The organism is Marinimicrobium sp. C2-29, from assembly GCF_038419845.1.
Lineage (GTDB): Bacteria > Pseudomonadota > Gammaproteobacteria > Pseudomonadales > Cellvibrionaceae > Marinimicrobium.
In genome coordinates this window covers 100,504-117,738 of the sequence record NZ_JBCAQT010000009.1, presented here as the reverse complement: position 1 = coordinate 117,738, position 17,235 = coordinate 100,504, and the positions used below count along the sequence as shown (strand labels likewise).

The window sequence follows — 17,235 nt, the reverse complement described above, 5'->3', positions numbered from 1 at the left end:
GGGTAGAGCGACAGGTCATATCCTGCACTCGACCTAGAGGGAGTATAGCTGGAGGCCAGAGGTTGCGCAGGATCGGCAGGGGATTTATAGGGCGGCACAAAAAAGCCCGCTACAGATTGAGCGGGCTCTTAAGTCGTTGGATTACCGTCTATGCTTCGTTGGAAGGCGCCTCCAGCGCCTGGTAGGCCTTTTCCAGCTTTTTCAGTTGCTTCTTGCCAATACCGCCGAATACTTCCAGCGCCTGGCGCAGGCGGGCGCGGCTCATGTCCGGGCCGAGCAGGACCATGGCGTCCATGACCGAGAAGGAGGCGGTGGTGCCGGAGATGGCGACGAACAGGGGCGCGAGGAAGTCTTTGAGCTTGATTTCCAGGGCGTCGGCCAGGCTCTTGAGCTCGGCAAAGATGGCGTCGCGCTCCCAGGTGCGCAGGGCTTCCAGGCGCCAGAGGGCGAACTGCAGCACCTTCTTTTGATCCTCCAGCTCCAGCTTGTTGGGCGTGAAATGCGCCTCGGTCAGGGTCAGGTGGCTGCTGGCCAGGAAGCTCACCAGAGGCGCGAAGTCACCCAGTGTCTCCATGCGCGATTGGGCGTGGGGCAGGACTTTCATCAGCATGTCCCGGTTGTAGATCCAGGATTGCAGACGTTCGGCCAGCTGCTCGACGCTCAGGTCTTCGCGAATCCAGAGGCCGTTGAGCCAGGAGAGCTTTTCCACATCAAAGATCGGGCCACCGAGGGAGACGCGGTTGATATCGAAGTGTTCCTGCATGTCGGCCAGGGAGAATTTCTCCCGCTCATCGGGCATGGACCAGCCCATGCGGCCCAGGTAGTTGAGCACCGCCTCGGGCAGGTAGCCGGCGGCCTGGTAGTAGAGGATGCTGGTGGGGTTTTTGCGCTTGCTGAGCTTGGATTTGTCGGGGTTGCGCAGCAGCGGCAGGTGGCACAGCACCGGCGCCTCCCAGCCGAAGTATTCGTAGAGCCTGAGGTGCTTGGGGGCGGAGTTGATCCACTCCTCGCCACGAATCACGTGGGTGATGCCCATCAGGTGGTCGTCCACCACGTTGGCCAGGTGGTAGGTGGGCATGCCGTCACCTTTGAGCAGCACCTGCATGTCCACCTGGGACCAGTCGATGTCGATCTCGCCGCGCAGCATGTCCTGGACTTTGCAGGTGCCCTCTTCCGGCACTTTCATGCGGATGACGTAGGGGTCGCCGGCGTCCAGGCGCTGTTTGACCTCGGCCTCACTCAGTTTGAGGCCGCGGCCGTCGTATTTGGGGGTCTCGCCGCGGGCCTGCTGCTCCTGGCGCATTTCATCGAGCTCTTCGGCGGTGGCGAAGCAGTAAAAGGCATGGCCCTTCTCGACCAGCTCTTCGGCGTAGCCGCGATAGATGTCCATGCGCTCGCTCTGGCGGTAGGGGCCGTGCTCGCCGCCCACGTCCGGGCCTTCGTCCCACTCGATGCCGAGCCAGCGCAGGCTGTCCAGAATCGCCTGTTCGGACTCCGGGGTGCTGCGGGTCTGGTCGGTATCTTCGATGCGCAGCAGGAACTGGCCGCCGTGCTGGCGGGCGAAACAGAGGTTGAACAGGGCGATGTAGGCCGTGCCGACGTGTGGATCGCCGGTTGGCGAGGGGGCAATGCGGGTGCGAACGGTCATAAATTATTCATTCCCATTAATGGTAAGGCGTTTTCAACAAGGTTCTTTTAAATAAGGTACGGTCAATGATGTACGGTCAATCGTGCTGGCTACTCGGCGTTTGCCTGCAGGTGACGCAGGCGCTGCCAGACGCGCTCGGGCTCGATGGCACGCAGGCATTGGGCCTCGGGGCCGCCCGTGCGCTGACACTCGTTCCGGCGACAGGAGGCGCAGGAGATCCCCTCGGCAACCAGGTGCTCGCTGTGGCGGCCGGTGGCGCCAATCAGGCGCGGATCTGTGGGGCCGTAGACGGTCACGACCGGGCGATCGAGGCTGGCGGCGATATGCGCCAGGCCGGTGTCGTTGCACACGGCGCCAGCGCTGTCATTGAGAAGGCCCGCCAGCTCGGAGAGCGAGAGCCGGGGCAGAACCTGGACGCCCGCGCCGGCCGCCTCGGCCAGGCGGGTCGCCCTCGCCTGCTCATCCGGGCTGCCCCAGGGGAGCAACACCTGATAGCCATTCTGCGTCGCCTGTTGCAACAACTGCACCCAATGCTCCTCGGGCCAGCACTTGGTCTCCCAGCTGGCGTTGGTCACAAACACCAGATAGGGCGACTCGGGCCGATCGGACACCGAGGGCCAGGTTTGCTCCGACAGACCAAAATCCGGCGCCGTGTCCGGTTTGGGGTAACCCAGCGCCACGCTGAACAGCTCGCGCAGTCGCTCGACCGCCAGCTGGTCCCGGGAGACCCGGTATTGGCGCTGATAGGCCCAGTGCGCACCGTATTCACGCACCGAGCGCTTGTCGGGCCCGGCGCGGGTGCCGCGCGCCATCCGGGTGACCAGCCCGCTCTTCAGGCCGGACTGGGCGTCGATCACCAGGTCGTAGCGCTCCTCTCGGAGCGTGCGCCAGAAAAGGCGCAGATCCCCACGCCGGGCGGAGCTCAACAGCTGCTTGCGCCAGCGCCGATGGGCCGAGATCACCACACGCCGCACGGCCGGGTGCCACTGGGGGATTTCGGCGAAAGCCTCATCGACCACCCAGTCAAACTCGATGCCCGGCACCGCCTGCGCCGCATCGCTCAGGGCGGGCAAGGCTTGCACCAGGTCCCCCATTGAGCTGAGTTTGACGATCAGAACTTTCATAACAATCCAGGCGGTTGCGGCAAAAGATGGCATTGTATACCAACTCTGAAACCGGCAACACAGCCACCGGACAAAGTAAATTTGCACTCGGGGGATTCAGTCACGAGGCTTTTTTGTTAGTATTAGCGCCGTTATCCATCTTCAACCAAGGGGCATTCGATGCTGATTGAAGCACCCATCTCGCTGGGCGAGCTGGTCGACAAAATCACGATTCTGGAAATCAAGCAGGTCAAGATCAGTGATCCCGACAAGCTGCACAACGTAAAACACGAGCGGGACGTGTTGAGTCAGAAGCTTGACCAGCTGTTGAGCGACGATGACATACTCAAGCTCGAGCCCCTGAAAAAAGCATTGAAAGAGATCAACGAGTCGCTCTGGGTGATTGAAGACGACATCCGTGACTGTGAGCGGGACAAAGAGTTCGGTCAGCTTTTTATCGATCTGGCCCGTTCTGTCTACATTACCAATGATCGCCGCGCTGCGGTTAAAAAGGACATCAACCTGGCATTTGGCTCTGAACTGGTAGAAGAAAAGTCGTACCGAGACTACCAATAACCCGAGCCCACGCTGCTCAGGTCGACCGGGATTTCAGCCACCATGCATAGCCTGCTGATCAAGATGTCATCGATGGGAGATGTGTTCCACACCTTCCCCGCGCTTACTGACTTGCAGCGCTGCCGGCCGGACGTACGTATCGACTGGGTGGTGGAGGAGAATTTTGCCGAGATCGCCGCCTGGCACCCGGCCGTGAATCGCGTTATCCCGATCTCGCTGCGCCACTGGGTGAAACACCGCGGCAAAAGCGACCTTCAGCAGTTCAAAGCCTGGCGCAATGAGTTCCAGACCGAGCGCTACGATCTGGTGCTCGACGCCCAAGGCCTACTCAAAAGTGCGGTCATCGCCAAGCTCGCCAATACCGACAGCCGCCACGGCTACGATGGGGAGTCGGCGCGTGAATCCATCGCCAGCTGGTTTTACCAGGTCAAGCACCCCGTCCCCCAGCAACAGCACGCGGTGGAGCGCACCCGCCAGCTGTTTGCCGCCGCCTTTGACTACGAGCAACCCGACACCCTGCGCTTTGGCATCCAGGAGCATTTTGCCCACGTCAAAAAAGAGCCGAACCAGCTGGTGTTCATCATGGGGACCAGTTGGCTCACCAAGCTCTGGTCGCCCGAGGGCTGGGAGGAACTGACGCGTACGGCCGTGCGCGAGGGTTACCAGGTGGAGATGATCTGGGGCAGTGACGATGAGCGCGAGCTGGCCGACAATGTGATTGAGCAGGTGCCCGAAGCGACCCGGTCCATTGAGCGGCTGACGATCCCGCAGGTGGCGGAGAAACTGGTGGCGGCCACGGCGGTGGTCGGGCTGGATACCGGTTTTGCCCACCTGGCCGGCGCCCTGGAAACCCCGACGGTGGCCCTGTACGGCGCCACTTCGCCCGACAAAGTGGGCCTGATTGGCGATCACACCCGCAATGTGCAGTTGAGCCCGGCCCTCGATTGCATGCCCTGCCACAAGCGCGAGTGCCGCCTGTTGCCCGAGGGCAGTAACGACACACCACCCTGCCTCAGCGGCATTCACGCCTCGACTGTGTGGCGCCGCCTGCAGGAGGCAATGGCATGATGTCCCGCGCCGGCACGCCTGAAACACCGGGCACCATCGGGGTGGTCATTACCACCTATAACGCGCCGGCCTGGCTGCGCAAGGTGCTCTACGGCTATGAGGCCCAGACCGACCGTGATTTTCAGATCATCATCGCCGACGACGGCTCCGGCCCCGAAACCGAGACGCTGATCTGGGAGTTTCAGCAGCGCGGCCAGCTGTCGATCGAGCACGTCTGGCATCCGGATGCGGGCTTTCAGAAATGTGTGATTCTGAACAAGGCCATTGCCCAGACCCAGTGCGATTATCTGATTTTTACCGATGGCGACTGTATTCCCGAACCCGACTTTGTGGCGGTACATCGGCGCGAGGCCCGGCCGGGGCAGTTTCTGTCCGGGGGTTACATCAAACTGACTCTGCCAGTCTCCGAGGCAATTACCGAGGATGACATTGCCAGCGGCATCATTTTCGGGCGGGACTGGCTGACCCGACAGGGGCAGCCGGACAACCACAAGCTGTGGAAGCTGATCAAAAACCCTCTATTCAAGCGCACCATGAACCGGCTCACCCCCACGGGGGCCACCTGGAACGGCATGAACAGCTCGACCTGGACCGAGGCAATTCGGGCGGTGAACGGCTTTAACGAGGATATGCAGTACGGCGGGCTCGATCGGGAGCTGGGGGAGCGGTTGATCAATTACGGCCTCAAGCCCAGGCAGATCCGCTACAGCACCTCGTGCCTGCACCTGGATCATCCCCGGGGTTATGACAACCCGGAAACCTGGGCCAGGAACCGGGCGATCCGCGCTGAAGTGAAGCGTACCCGACGCTACTGGACACCCAACGGGATCGCCAAGGCTCCCGAAGGAGCCGGCAAGGTAGAGTAGTCAATCGACTACTCGTCGTTGGCGGGTTTGACGAACTTCAGCGTCATGCGGTCACTTTCACCAATGGCTTCGAACTCGCCCTTGCGCTCTTCACCCAGCGCCAGGCTCGGCGGCAGAGTCCAGACCCCTTCCGGATGGTCGCGGGTATCTTTCGGGTTAGCATTGAGATTACTGCGCTCCTCCAGACTCAGACCGGCCGCTTCGGCCAAGGCAATCACCTCTTCTTCAGAGACATAGCCGGTTTTGGCGGTTTCTTCCGCTGAGGAGCCATCGTCGGCGCGGTGCTGAACCACACCCAATACACCACCGGGCTTCAACACGTCGGCAAAGGCCTTGAACATGGCTTCGGCCTGGCCACCATTGACCCAGTTGTGCACATTGCGGAAAGTCAGCACCTTGTCGGCCGATCCGGGCTCACCGAGTACCGGTTCGCTCGGGTCGTAGAATTGCACTTCGGCATTTCCGAAGAGCGCATCCTGGGCCTCAACGCGCTGCTCGATCTGCTTGGCCTGATCGACCACGTAGGAGGGCATATCATCCAGCGAGGGATCCGGATGGGCGGCAATGTACTGACCTTCCTCGTTGACAAAAGGCGCAATCACTTCCATATACCAGCCCCCACCGGGATTGATCTCGATGACGGTATCGGTCGGGGATAACCCGAAAAAGAACAGCGTGGCCTCGGGATTACGGTACAGGTCGCGCGCCCGATTTTCCTCACTGCGATGATCGCCTGCCAGAATATCGGCCAGCGAACCCTCGCGAAAGGGAGCCTCTTCAGCGGACGCTGAGCTGGCCTGCGCGGAGGACTCGGACGCGGCGGCCTGCTCCTCGGCCGGTTCTTCTTCGGACTGGCACGCCACAAGTGCGGTGCCGGCCAGGATTAATGCCATTGCTTTGAGCTTGAACATATCCACCTCCATTGGTGTGTTTTCAGATGTTGATACCAAAATGATCACACAACGTCTGCCATGTTTCCCGATTGCCATCCTGGCGGACGTTGGTTTTCTTGAGCGATACTTTCTGCGAGCCGCCAATGGGTGTCGGCTTCCGGCCGGGGTCGCGGGAGCGCCGGGTGACGGTACCGCGCAAATGCGCCATCGCCTTGAACCACAGATCATCGGCACGCGGCGTCAGTGCCAGAAACTGCTCCCGATCATCCACCCGGGGGTCGAGCGATTCCGGGGGAAACAGCACCCCACCGTAACCAATGGGCATCAGGTTGGGCGCGCTCACGCCCGGCTCCAGCGCCGTGGGCCACTGCTTGTAGGGCAGCAGTTCACCGGCCGCGTCCCGGGTAATGTAGCGACATTCGTGCGCGATTACCGCATCCGGAAACGGCTCATGATCGGCATACAATCGCTGCAACCAGGAATCATCGTACATCAGATCATCATCACAGGTGACGATTGTTTTACCCGGAAAGGCGGCCCGGGCGTGCACCAGCTTTCGGTGCGGGCAATCCATATCGGCAAACCGGATGCTGAACAGCGGGCCCTCCAGGCGGGTCAGTGCCGCCGGCAGCTGGCCGCGCAACCGCTCATTCAACCACAGGACCACCAGCTCGGGTTTGCGCCGCTGGGCGAGCAGGCTGCGAATGGTCAGGTGGATGATGGGCAGCCGCGACGGGATCGACGTCAGGGAGACGATCACCGGTATGGGGTCATCGGTGTGTTGATGCAGCGGCCCGAGGCGCAACCACTTCAATCGCAGCGCTGTCAGCAGCGAGCCGGGAATCTCTTTCAATTTCATAATATTCGCAATTTATTAGTTGCAAAAGATCAGGACCAGCGCTGGGCAGCTTGCTGGTCTTTGGTGTGAGCCTCAACCCACTGGGGGCCGTCATGGGTATCTTCGCGCTTCCAGAAGGGGGCGCGGGTTTTCAGGTAGTCCATTATAAACTGGGCCGCCTCGAAAGAGGCCTCGCGGTGGTGACTGGTGACTCCAACGAAGACAATCTCTTCCCCGAGGTGCAGCGTTCCGACCCGGTGAATCACCTGCACCCGATCCAGCGACCAGCGCTCGCGCGCCTGGGCTTCAATCTGCTCCAGGGCTTTTTCGGTCATGCCCGGGTAGTGCTCCAGTGTCATGCCACTGACCGAGCGGCCATCGTTGCGCTCGCGCACCCGGCCGACAAAAAAGACCGCTGCACCGGCGCCGGTGTCACCCTCGGTCAGGGCCTGATATTCCCGGCCCACATCAAACGCTTCGGTCTGTACTGAGATCACATCAGCCTCCGGTTACCGGTGGCATGAACGCCACTTCATCGCCCTCGCCCACCGGGTGCGCCGATTTGACCAGGGATTGATTCACGGCGATCAGCAGCCCCTCCTGGCTGAGCGGTTCGCGCCAGTCCGGGTGCTCAGCGATCAGGCGCTCGCACAGTTTACCGACATTGTCGTTTTCAACCGCTTCCATTTCGAGCGCATCACAACCCAGCTGGTCGCGCAGGCGGGCAAAAAACAGAATCTGAATCATATCCGGTCCTCCCCGATGGCGTCGCGCCCGCGGACGTAGTGGCCCCGACGGCCACCGGCTTTTTCCAGCAGGCAGATGTTTTCAATCACCATGCCCATATCCACGGCTTTGCACATATCGTAAATGGTCAGTGCCGCCACGCTGGCCGCGGTGAGCGCTTCCATCTCCACGCCGGTCTGGCCGGTGAGCTTGCACCAGGTTTCAATGGCCACGCCGCAGGGGTCGTCCTGCAGCTCAAACTCCACGGCGACTTTACTCAGCGCCAGTGGGTGGCACAGGGGGATCAGGTCGGAGGATTTTTTCGCGGCCTGGATGCCCGCGATGCGGGCCACGGCGAGCACGTCGCCCTTTTTAAGACCATTCTCCCGGATCAGCGCCAGTGTGGCCGGTTGCATGCGGATGAAGGCCCCCGCGCGCGCTTCGCGCACGGTGGCGTCTTTTTCCGATACATCGACCATACTGGCGCGACCCTGGGGGTCGGTGTGGGTCAAACTCATAAGACAGTTGCCATGGTTATTGAACAGTCTGAATCATACCCAAAAAAAACGCCTACCGTGAGGGGGTAGGCGTTTAGGGGTAGTTAATCCGACTTACTTGTCGGCCAGTTTGCGAAGCACGTATTTCAGAATGCCGCCGTTCTGGAAGTAGGCAAACTCGTTGGGCGTGTCAATCCGCACTTTCACTTCAAAGGTTTTCTCTTCACCCTTGTCGTTTTTGGCGGTGACCGTCAGCGTTTTGCTGTCTTTCTCCACAGCGGGAATGCTGAAGTGTTCCTCGCCGGTCAGCCCCAGCGACTCGACCGAATCGCCCTCTTTGAACTGAAGCGGCAGGATACCCATGCCTACCAGGTTGGAACGGTGGATACGCTCGTAACTTTCGGCGATGGCGGCGCGCACACCCAAGAGCGCCGGGCCTTTCGCCGCCCAGTCGCGTGAGGAGCCGGAGCCGTACTCTTTACCGGCCAATACCACCAGCGGGGTGTCGTCTTTGCGATAGCGCTCCGCTGCATCAAAGATGCTGATCACGTCACCTTTGGGCAGATAGGTGGTCCAGCTGCCCTCGGTGCCGGGCGCCATCTGGTTTTTGAGGCGCACGTTGGCAAAGGTGCCGCGCATCATCACCTCGTGGTTACCGCGGCGAGAGCCGTAAGAGTTGAAGTCCGCCGGCTCCACGCCCTGCTCCTGCAGGTAGCGGCCCGCCGGGCTGTCCGGCATGATCGCCCCGGCCGGTGAAATGTGGTCGGTGGTGATGCTGTCGCCCACCTTGACCAGGCAGCGCGCGCCTTCAATCGGTTCGATCTCTCCCGCTTTCGCGCTCATGCCATCAAAGAACGGCGGCTTGCGCACATAGCTGGAATCGGGCCAGGCGTACAGCTGGCTCTCTTCCACCGGCAGTGATTTCCAGCTCTCATCGCCGCTGAAGACATCCGAATACTTCTCGGAGAACATCTCCGGATCCAGATTGTCGGTGATGGCCTTCTGGATGTCCTCGGTGGACGGCCAGACGTCTTTGAGATAGACCGGCTTGTTGTCCTTGTCATAACCGAGCGGTTCTTTCTGCAGGTCAATATCCATGGTGCCCGCCAGCGCATAGGCCACGACCAGCGGTGGTGAGGCCAGGTAGTTGGTGCGCACATCCGGGTGGATGCGACCCTCGAAGTTGCGGTTGCCCGACAGGACCGAGGACACGGTCAGATCACCCTCTCTGATGCCCTCATGAATCTCTTTGGGCAGCGGCCCGGAGTTACCGATACAGGTGGTGCAACCATAGCCCACCAGATAGAAGCCCAGGCCTTCGAGCTCATCCATCAGGTTGGCTTTCTCCAGATAGTCGGTCACCACCTTGGAGCCGGGTGCCAGGCTGGTTTTCACCCAGGGTTTGGTGGTCAGGCCCAGCTCCCGCGCGCGTTTGGCCAGCAGGCCGGCGGCCATCAGCACGGCCGGGTTGGAGGTGTTGGTGCAACTGGTAATGGCGGCGATGACCACAGCACCGTGTTTGAGCATGAAGTCTTCGCCGTTGTAGTTGACTTCCACCGCGCCCTGGTCGGCCAGCGGCACGCTGCCCACGGCAGCCGCGCCACCCTCGGCGGCAAAATTAGCCTCGGTGGAGGCGATGGTATTCTGGTGCTCACTGGCTTTCTCATCCAGGAGCTGGTGAAACGCGCTCTTGCTTTCACGCAGCGAGATGCGATCCTGAGGCCGTTTGGGCCCGGCAATACAGGGCTCGACCGTGCTCAGGTCCAGCTCCAGCACTTCGCTGTACTCGGCGTCGGGGCTGTCATCATCGTGCCAGAGACCCATGGCCTTCATATAGGATTCGACCAGCTCGACCTGCTCACTGGAACGGCCGGTGAATTTCAGGTAATCCACGGTCTGCCGGTCAACCGGGAAGATGGCACAGGTGGCACCGTATTCGGGTGACATGTTGCCGATGGTAGCCCGATCCGCCAGGGTCAGATGTTTCAGACCGGGGCCAAAGAATTCCACAAACTTGCCCACGACACCGAGTTTGCGCAGCATCTGGGTCACGGTCAGCACCAGATCGGTAGCGGTGGCCCCCTCGGGCAGCTCCCCGGTCACCCGGAAGCCCACCACCTGGGGAATCAGCATGGAAATCGGCTGGCCCAGCATGGCCGCCTCGGCTTCAATACCGCCCACGCCCCAGCCGAGCACGCCCAGGCCGTTGATCATGGTGGTGTGGGAGTCGGTGCCCACCAGGGTATCGGGGTAGGCTTCGAGTTTGCCGTCCACCTCGCGGGTGAACACACTGCGCGCCAGGTACTCCAGGTTCACCTGGTGCACAATACCGGTGCCGGGCGGCACCACCTTGAAGTTGTCAAAGGCCTTCTGGCCCCAGCGCAGGAATTGGTAGCGCTCGCGGTTGCGCTCGACTTCAAGCGCGGTGTTCTTCTTGAATGAGTCCTCACCGCCGAAGTAATCCACCATGACCGAGTGGTCGATGACCAGCTCTACCGGCGAGAGCGGATTGATCTGCTCGGGCTTGCCGCCCAGGCTTTTCACTGCATCGCGCATGGCCGCCAGGTCGACGATGGCCGGCACGCCGGTGAAATCCTGCAACACGACCCGCGCGGGCACAAAGGCAATCTCCTGCGAGGGCTGGGCCTTGGGGTCCCAGCTCGCCAGCGCCTCGATGTCCTCTTTACTGACCAGGCCGGTGTTTTCGTTGCGCAGCAGATTCTCCAGAAGAATCTTCAGTGAGAAGGGCAGCTTGTCGACTGAGAACTTCTCCTGAACCTGGGTAAAGGGATAGTAGCGATAGTCTTTTCCGCCGACGGACAGGGTGTCGACGGCTTGATAGGAGTCTGCCATAAGTGCCTCACGGTTTGCTGAAGTTAATCCATCAATAATGTAGAGATTAGGCCAAGGCGGCCTGAGATGCCAGCCCCGGCACATTGGGCGGGGCTGGCGTATCGACTGGTTTCGACCGAGTGTGTGGTGCCGCTACTGTTCGGCGACAAAAGGGCTTTATAATCAGGATATGGGGCCTTAAGCTGGTAATCCAAGCCCGAAGCCGCTATTGAGTATACACAGGAGAAGCGCCATGTCGCAGCCACCCCTCTTTCGCCGCTGGCCCCCGCGTAACAAGGAGTTGATTCAACTTTACTCCATGAACACGCCCAATGGCATCAAAGTCGCGCTCGCGCTCGAAGAAATGCGGGTCCCCTATGAGGCCCATACGATTGACATTACCAGGGGCGATCAGCACCGACCCGAGTTCCTCTGGATCAACCCCAACGGCAAGATTCCGGCGCTGTACGACCCGGAGGGCCCGGACGGGCACCCTGTCAGCCTGATGGAGTCAGCCGCCATCCTCCTCTATCTGGCGGAAAAAACGGGGGAGTACATCCCGCTGGACCCCGAGGGCAAAAGCGCCTGTCTGCAGTGGCTGTTTTTCCAGATGGGCCACATTGGCCCGATGTTCGGGCAGTTCGGGCACTTCTACCTGTTTGCCCGGGACAAGTGCGATCATCCCTACCCGCTCAAGCGCTATACCGACGAGACTCGCCGTCTGCTCGGCGTGCTTGAGCAACACCTGGCCCACCACGAATTCATGCTCGGCGGCAGCTACAGTATCGCCGACATGGCCATCTGCCCCTGGGTGGACTGCCTGGAGACGTTCTACCAGGCAGGCGACCACCTGGAGTTGGATGACTTTCCGCAGGTGAACGGTTGGCTGGAGCGCTGCACCCAACGCCCCAACTACCGCATTGCCAGCCAGGTCTGTAGTCCCAGCAAGCAATAGCGACCCGGATTAAGCCGCGACAGGCTTAAAACTTATAAACGATGTTGGCGTAGGTGGTGGTATCGGTTTTTTCCTTACCCGGTGCGACTTCGGTATCGGTTGAGAGGTTGAAGCCCACTTTCATCTGCATGGAGCTGTTGATCCGGGCGCTCAATGACGTGTCGGACACGGTACGGGTGTTGTCCTGACCGGATTCAACGCTGAGCACCTGCTTGAATTCAGCGTTGTCGGATAGCTGCCATTCGTACTGGGCCGCGCCCCGGATGATGGCGCCGTCTTCGCTCTCGCTGGTGCCATCTTCAAATTCCTGCTCCGCCCAGAAATAACCCGGACCGAGCTCGACGTCCAGCTGCATGGTCTCGGCGTCGTACAGCCGCGCGCCATAACCGACCGCGATCGTGCTGTAGGTGCTGTAAGCGCCGAACTCATCGTCGGTGTGCGAACCGAACACGAAGAGGTTGGTGTTCTCACGGGCGAGTTTGTAGGCGCTCTTGACCGAGGCGGAGAACTTCTCGGCCGTTGTTTCGGTCTCCGTCGAGCCATCCGGCTGGGTGATCTCGTCTTCCTGGAACAGGGTGCTGAACACGTACTGGTTTTTCCAGCGACGCAGCTCATGAGTCGCATCGACTTTGCCCTGAAAGCTGGTGGATTCGGTGTTACCGGAGGTCGCAATGGCACCCAGCTCTGCTGTCGCTTTCCAGCGCTTGTCCTCGCCCTCTTCCTGGGCCATTACCGGGGTGGCCAGAGCCGCAGCGGCAATACCGGCGGCCAATGCAGTCACTCGTGTCAGCATAGTGGGATCTATTCTCCAAAAAATGAAAAAGCGTCACTATACACCACAAAAGTCCGTTTTTCGCCAACCCCCAAAGGGTGTTACAATAGGCCTTTTACGCTAAAGGCCAGTATGTCTGCGTTTGATCGCGCTCACCTGAATCGACGTTTTTGCGCCGCTCCCATGATGGATTGGTCAGATACCCACTGTCGGTATTTCTGGCGCCTGATGAGCCAGCAGACCCTGATGTACACGGAAATGGTCACCACCGGCGCCCTGATCTACGGCGACCGGGCCAGGCACCTCGATTACCATCCCGCCGAACACCCACTCGCCCTGCAGCTTGGCGGCAGCAATCCTGCCGAATTGGCCGAATGCGCCAAAATGGCGCAGGACTGGGGCTACGATGAGGTCAACCTCAACTGTGGCTGCCCCAGCGACCGGGTACAGAACAACAAGATTGGCGCCTGCCTGATGACCGAACCGGAGCTAGTGGCCGAATGCGTCGACGCCATGAATCACGCGGTGAGCATCCCGGTGACCGTCAAGAACCGCATCGGGGTGGACGACATGGATGCCTACGAAGGCCTCTCACATTTCGTGGATACCGTCGCCCAGGCGGGCTGCAAAACCTTTATCGTGCACGCACGCAAGGCCTGGCTGAAGGGTCTGAGTCCCAAGGAAAACCGCAACGTGCCGCCACTGGACTACGAGCGGGTACAGGCACTGAAGCGGGAGCACCCCGAGTTAGAAATCATCGTCAATGGTGGCATCACCACCCTGGAGCAGACCCGGACGCTACTTGAGGACCTGGATGGCGTCATGATCGGGCGGGAGATTTACACCAATCCCTACCTGTTGGCGGAGGTCGACCAGACACTGTTCAATCAGCAGAAGCCGCCACTCAGCCGGGCCGAGATACTGGATGCCTTTACTGACTATGTTGGAACCCAGCTGGCCGCTGGCGTGTCCCTGAAGTATATGACCCGACATATTCTGGGCCTGTATCATGGTCAGCCCGGCGGACGGCAATTTCGCCGGGTGATCAGCGAACGGGCCCACAAACCGGGTGCGGGGCTGGAAGTGCTGGCCGCCGCACGGGAAGCGGTCGACCCGGACCGCTACCGCGAGCCCGCGCCAGCCCAGACGCTGGTCGGCTGAACCGACAATAAGCCGCCCGACGCAAACGGGTGGCACTCTGGAGAGGCGAAAGCCCAGACTTCAAGCAGGACGCTATTTGTATTACAATACGGACAACAAAAGCACCAACGTGGCTCAGTCGACGCTTCCGTCGGCAATAGCGGGCAAAACAGACGCTCGTCGAGTCACACACGATTGACACAACACATTCACTCAACAAGCAAATAGGACGGGATAACAGTGACTACGAAACTCGAACAGCTGAAGAAAATGACCGATGTGGTCGCGGACACCGGTGAAATCTCTGCGATTAAAAAGTATCAGCCCCAGGATGCGACCACCAACCCATCGCTGCTGCTGAAGGCCGCGCAGATCCCCGAGTACGCCGAGCTGGTCGACGCGTCCATCGCTGCGGGTAAGAAAGAAGGCGGCACCGAAGCCGAGCAGATCAGCTACGCCGCTGACCACCTGGCCGTTGCCGTGGGTTGCGAAGTGCTGAAGCTGATCCCGGGCAAGATCTCCACTGAAGTGGATGCACGCCTGTCGTTTGACACCAAGGCCAGCATCGAGAAGGCACACCACCTGATCGATCTTTACGAGAAAAGTGGCGTCGACAAGTCGCGCGTCCTGATCAAGCTGGCTTCCACCTGGGAAGGCATTCGCGCCGCTGAAGTTCTGCAGAAAGAAGGCATCAACTGTAACCTGACGCTGCTGTTCAGCTTCACCCAGGCCGCCGCCTGTGCCGAAGCGGGTGTGTACCTGATTTCTCCCTTCGTGGGCCGTATTCTGGACTGGTACAAGAAAGACACCGGCAAGAGCGAATACGCCTCGGAAGAAGATCCCGGTGTACTGTCCGTGCGTCACATCTACAACTTCTACAAGCAGCACGGCTACGACACAGTCGTCATGGGTGCCAGCTTCCGCAACATGGGTGAAATCGAAGCCCTGGCCGGTTGTGACCGCCTGACCATCAGCCCGCAGCTGCTGGAAGAGCTGAGCAATGACACCGGCACTCTGGAGCGCAAGCTGAACCCGGAAGACACCGGCGAAGCCATTGCCAAGCCTAACGACAACGAGTCCAGCTTCCGCTTTGCGCTGAACGACAACCCCATGGCCACCGAGAAACTGGCCGAAGGCATCCGCAAGTTTGCGGAAGACCAGGTGAAGCTGGAAGATCTGTTGAAGTCTCGTGCTTAATAAAATCACGCAGTTTATTGAGCAGCACCTGCAACCGGAAGACAACGCGCCCGCGTTGTCTTTCGAGCAGAAGCAGTTGGCGGTAGCCGCCCTCCTCATAGAGGTGGGCACCGCCGACCGTTTGCTGGACGAGACCGAACTCGCCACCCTGCGCACCATTCTGGAACGCAAATTCAACCTCGACCCGGAGCGCCTCAATGAGTTGAGCGAGCTGGCCCACGAGGAACAGAATGATGCGACCTCTCTGCACCAGTTCACCCACCAGGTCAACCAGGCCTGCAGCGCCGAAGAGAAGTACGAACTGATCAAGGCAATGTGGGAAGTGGCTTACGCCGACGGCGAACTGGACAAGTACGAAGAGGCGTTAATCCGCCAGGTGTCCGAGCTGATCCATGTGTCGCATTCCATGTTCATTCATGCGCGCAACTCGGTGCGGGATGGGACTGTGTAGGTAGCGGTTGGGTTGCGGCGGATGCGCTTGACGCTTATCCGCCCTACGGATAGCACTGTAGGTCGCGTAGGGCGGATAAGCCTAAGGCGCATCCGCCACAACCCAACACAAAAAAAGGCGAGCCAGTTGGCTCGCCTTTTTTTGTACCTGAACCTACCGCTTACAGCGTAGGCTCATCCGGCTCTGGTGCGGGCTCGGGCTCAGTGCGACGAGAACCCAGCTCCTGCTCGATCTCGTCCTCGAGCGACTTGTTGATCCGGTAGAAGAACAACAGGCCACAGGCAATCAGGAACGGAACCGCAGCGTAAACACTCATGGTGAGCTTGATGCCCAGAATGGATTCGGCTGTCTGCTCGGCCACACCGGCTTCATACCCATAGGCCGCCAGGAAGGTCACCACCAGGGTGCCGCCCAGCGTCAAGCCACCTTTCAGGCCCAGAATCATGGCCGAGAAGATGATGCCGGTAGCACGGCGGTAGTTGCGCCACTCGGAGTAGTCCGCGACATCGGCGGTCATGGCCCAGAGCAGGGGAATGGTCACGCCGTAGAAAAAGCCGTGCAGAATCTGTAAGAAGAACATCAAGCCGATGGATTCGCGGGGGACCCCCATGAACGCGATCAGCGGCAGTGCCGACAGGAAAAGAAATATCCCGAACACGTTGCGCTTGCCAAAACGATCAGCCAGAGGCCGGGCGAAACCGATACCGACAATCATCATGATGATGCCCGCACCGTTAAACAGCGCGAATGCCGAGGCGTCGGGGTCTTCCGGCCATTGGAAGTTGGGCCAAATATCCTGGATTCCGGCGATCAGACCGGTAAAGCCGATACCGCTCAGGAATTGGGTAATCGCCACCTGGCTGGCATAGTACTTGAAGTAATACACATAGGTGCCGCCCTTCAAGGCCAGGTTGGTGAATACCAGGATCGTGACACATAGCAGAATGACCCAGGGAATATTACGTAGCAACAGATCGCCCAGGTCCTGGCGAATGGTGCTTGTCTCGCCGGGTTTTTCAATCACCCGCTCTCGAGTGGTGAAAAAGGTGATAAGAAAGAAGATCACACCGACGATGGCAAAGATCGTCATGATCTTTTCAAAACCGACCGCCTCATCGCCGTCACCCAGTATCAGCACGATCGGGCGCAGCAGCACCTGAACGGTGAACTGGGCCACCATCACCGCCACAAAGCGGTAACTGGACAGGCTGTTGCGTTGGGACATGTTGCCGGTCAGAACACCGCTGAGCGACGAGTACGGCAGATTGTTGGCGGTATAGAGGGTCACCAGCGCGAGGTAAGTGGCAAAGGCATACACCACTTTCATCTCATAGCTGACATCGGGCGTGGTGAAGGTCAGCAACACCATCACACCAAATGGCACCGACGTCCATAGAATCCAGGGACGATAGCGGCCCCAGCGAGTGCGGGTCCGGTCGGCGATGACGCCCATCACAGGAGCAAACAATACACCACCGAGGATGCCACAGGTGGCAATCACCCACTGGGCGGTGCTGGGTTCGAGCTTATAGACATCCGTATAGTAGTAGGCGATGAACGTCACCATGGTCTGGAACACCAGGTTCGCCGCCAGGTCGCCCAGGCTATAGCCTACCTTCTCTCTGATTGTGAGTACTTGCGACTGATTATTCATAGCGCTCAGGATCTTATTG

At 60.0% G+C, this 17,235-nt stretch carries 17 protein-coding genes; 7 read left to right on the top strand and 10 right to left on the bottom strand.

Annotated elements, in window-relative coordinates:
• Positions 1 to 148: 148 nt before the first annotated feature.
• Both gltX and waaC (AAE484_RS10420) read right to left on the bottom strand, forming a co-directional pair.
• A complete protein-coding gene (gene gltX / locus AAE484_RS10425; RefSeq protein ID WP_341938327.1) occupies positions 149 to 1,648 on the bottom strand; it encodes a glutamate--tRNA ligase in 1,500 nt (499 codons plus the stop codon).
• An 89-nt stretch (positions 1,649 to 1,737) separates the two neighbouring features.
• Positions 1,738 to 2,772, bottom strand: a complete 1,035-nt coding sequence (gene waaC / locus AAE484_RS10420; RefSeq protein WP_341938326.1) for a lipopolysaccharide heptosyltransferase I — start codon at positions 2,770 to 2,772, stop codon at positions 1,738 to 1,740.
• Between the two features lie 159 nt (positions 2,773 to 2,931).
• On the opposite strand from waaC (AAE484_RS10420), the gene AAE484_RS10415 reads away from it, so the two are divergent.
• The 3 genes from AAE484_RS10415 to AAE484_RS10405 are packed head-to-tail and all read left to right on the top strand — an operon-like array spanning position 2,932 to position 5,261.
• Positions 2,932 to 3,327: a DUF6165 family protein gene (locus tag AAE484_RS10415; RefSeq protein WP_341938325.1), complete on the top strand. Its 396-nt coding sequence runs from the start codon at positions 2,932 to 2,934 to the stop codon at positions 3,325 to 3,327.
• A gap of 42 nt (positions 3,328 to 3,369) precedes the next feature.
• Entirely contained in the window at positions 3,370 to 4,395 is a 1,026-nt protein-coding gene (gene waaC, locus AAE484_RS10410; RefSeq protein WP_341938324.1) for a lipopolysaccharide heptosyltransferase I, read from the top strand.
• Entirely contained in the window at positions 4,392 to 5,261 is an 870-nt protein-coding gene (locus AAE484_RS10405; RefSeq protein ID WP_341938323.1) for a glycosyltransferase family 2 protein, read from the top strand. The genes waaC (AAE484_RS10410) and AAE484_RS10405 overlap by 4 nt, the downstream gene beginning before the upstream one ends.
• An 8-nt stretch (positions 5,262 to 5,269) precedes the next feature.
• Here the strand turns inward: AAE484_RS10405 and AAE484_RS10400 are convergent, their stop codons facing one another.
• From AAE484_RS10400 to acnA, 6 genes are all read right to left on the bottom strand, one after another.
• Positions 5,270 to 6,172 carry a class I SAM-dependent methyltransferase gene (locus AAE484_RS10400; protein ID WP_341938322.1) on the bottom strand — a complete coding sequence of 301 codons (903 nt, stop codon included), beginning with the start codon at positions 6,170 to 6,172 and terminating at the stop codon, positions 5,270 to 5,272.
• Between the two features lie 22 nt (positions 6,173 to 6,194).
• A complete protein-coding gene (locus AAE484_RS10395; protein ID WP_341938321.1) occupies positions 6,195 to 7,013 on the bottom strand; it encodes a glycosyltransferase family 2 protein in 819 nt (272 codons plus the stop codon).
• 29 nt (positions 7,014 to 7,042) lie between these two features.
• Entirely contained in the window at positions 7,043 to 7,489 is a 447-nt protein-coding gene (gene moaE, locus AAE484_RS10390) for a molybdopterin synthase catalytic subunit MoaE (protein WP_341938320.1), read from the bottom strand.
• A 1-nt stretch (position 7,490) separates the two neighbouring features.
• On the bottom strand, positions 7,491 to 7,739 hold the full coding sequence (moaD, locus tag AAE484_RS10385) for a molybdopterin converting factor subunit 1 (protein WP_341938319.1): 249 nt from the start codon (positions 7,737 to 7,739) through the stop codon (positions 7,491 to 7,493).
• Positions 7,736 to 8,236: a cyclic pyranopterin monophosphate synthase MoaC gene (gene moaC / locus AAE484_RS10380; protein ID WP_341938318.1), complete on the bottom strand. Its 501-nt coding sequence runs from the start codon at positions 8,234 to 8,236 to the stop codon at positions 7,736 to 7,738. The genes moaD and moaC overlap by 4 nt, the downstream gene beginning before the upstream one ends.
• A 93-nt stretch (positions 8,237 to 8,329) precedes the next feature.
• Positions 8,330 to 11,068 carry an aconitate hydratase AcnA gene (acnA, locus tag AAE484_RS10375; protein ID WP_341938317.1) on the bottom strand — a complete coding sequence of 913 codons (2,739 nt, stop codon included), beginning with the start codon at positions 11,066 to 11,068 and terminating at the stop codon, positions 8,330 to 8,332.
• 232 nt (positions 11,069 to 11,300) lie between these two features.
• Here acnA and AAE484_RS10370 point away from each other — a divergent pair, with 232 nt between their 5' ends.
• A complete protein-coding gene (locus AAE484_RS10370; RefSeq protein ID WP_341938316.1) occupies positions 11,301 to 12,002 on the top strand; it encodes a glutathione S-transferase N-terminal domain-containing protein in 702 nt (233 codons plus the stop codon).
• Positions 12,003 to 12,027: 25 nt separating this feature from the next.
• Here AAE484_RS10370 and AAE484_RS10365 read toward each other — a convergent pair whose 3' ends face one another.
• Positions 12,028 to 12,795, bottom strand: coding sequence for a DUF481 domain-containing protein (locus AAE484_RS10365; RefSeq protein WP_341938315.1), 768 nt, complete (start codon positions 12,793 to 12,795; stop codon positions 12,028 to 12,030).
• A 111-nt stretch (positions 12,796 to 12,906) separates the two neighbouring features.
• Here AAE484_RS10365 and dusA point away from each other — a divergent pair, with 111 nt between their 5' ends.
• The 3 genes from dusA to AAE484_RS10350 all read left to right on the top strand — a co-directional run bounded on the left by dusA (position 12,907) and on the right by AAE484_RS10350 (position 15,562).
• Positions 12,907 to 13,935, top strand: coding sequence for a tRNA dihydrouridine(20/20a) synthase DusA (gene dusA, locus AAE484_RS10360; protein WP_341938314.1), 1,029 nt, complete (start codon positions 12,907 to 12,909; stop codon positions 13,933 to 13,935).
• A 219-nt stretch (positions 13,936 to 14,154) separates the two neighbouring features.
• Positions 14,155 to 15,111, top strand: coding sequence for a transaldolase (gene tal / locus AAE484_RS10355; protein ID WP_341938313.1), 957 nt, complete (start codon positions 14,155 to 14,157; stop codon positions 15,109 to 15,111).
• Positions 15,104 to 15,562, top strand: coding sequence for a tellurite resistance TerB family protein (locus tag AAE484_RS10350; protein ID WP_341938312.1), 459 nt, complete (start codon positions 15,104 to 15,106; stop codon positions 15,560 to 15,562). The genes tal and AAE484_RS10350 overlap by 8 nt, the downstream gene beginning before the upstream one ends.
• 160 nt (positions 15,563 to 15,722) lie before the next feature.
• Here AAE484_RS10350 and AAE484_RS10345 read toward each other — a convergent pair whose 3' ends face one another.
• Positions 15,723 to 17,216 carry an MFS transporter gene (locus AAE484_RS10345; protein ID WP_341938311.1) on the bottom strand — a complete coding sequence of 498 codons (1,494 nt, stop codon included), beginning with the start codon at positions 17,214 to 17,216 and terminating at the stop codon, positions 15,723 to 15,725.
• Positions 17,217 to 17,235 lie beyond the last annotated feature (19 nt).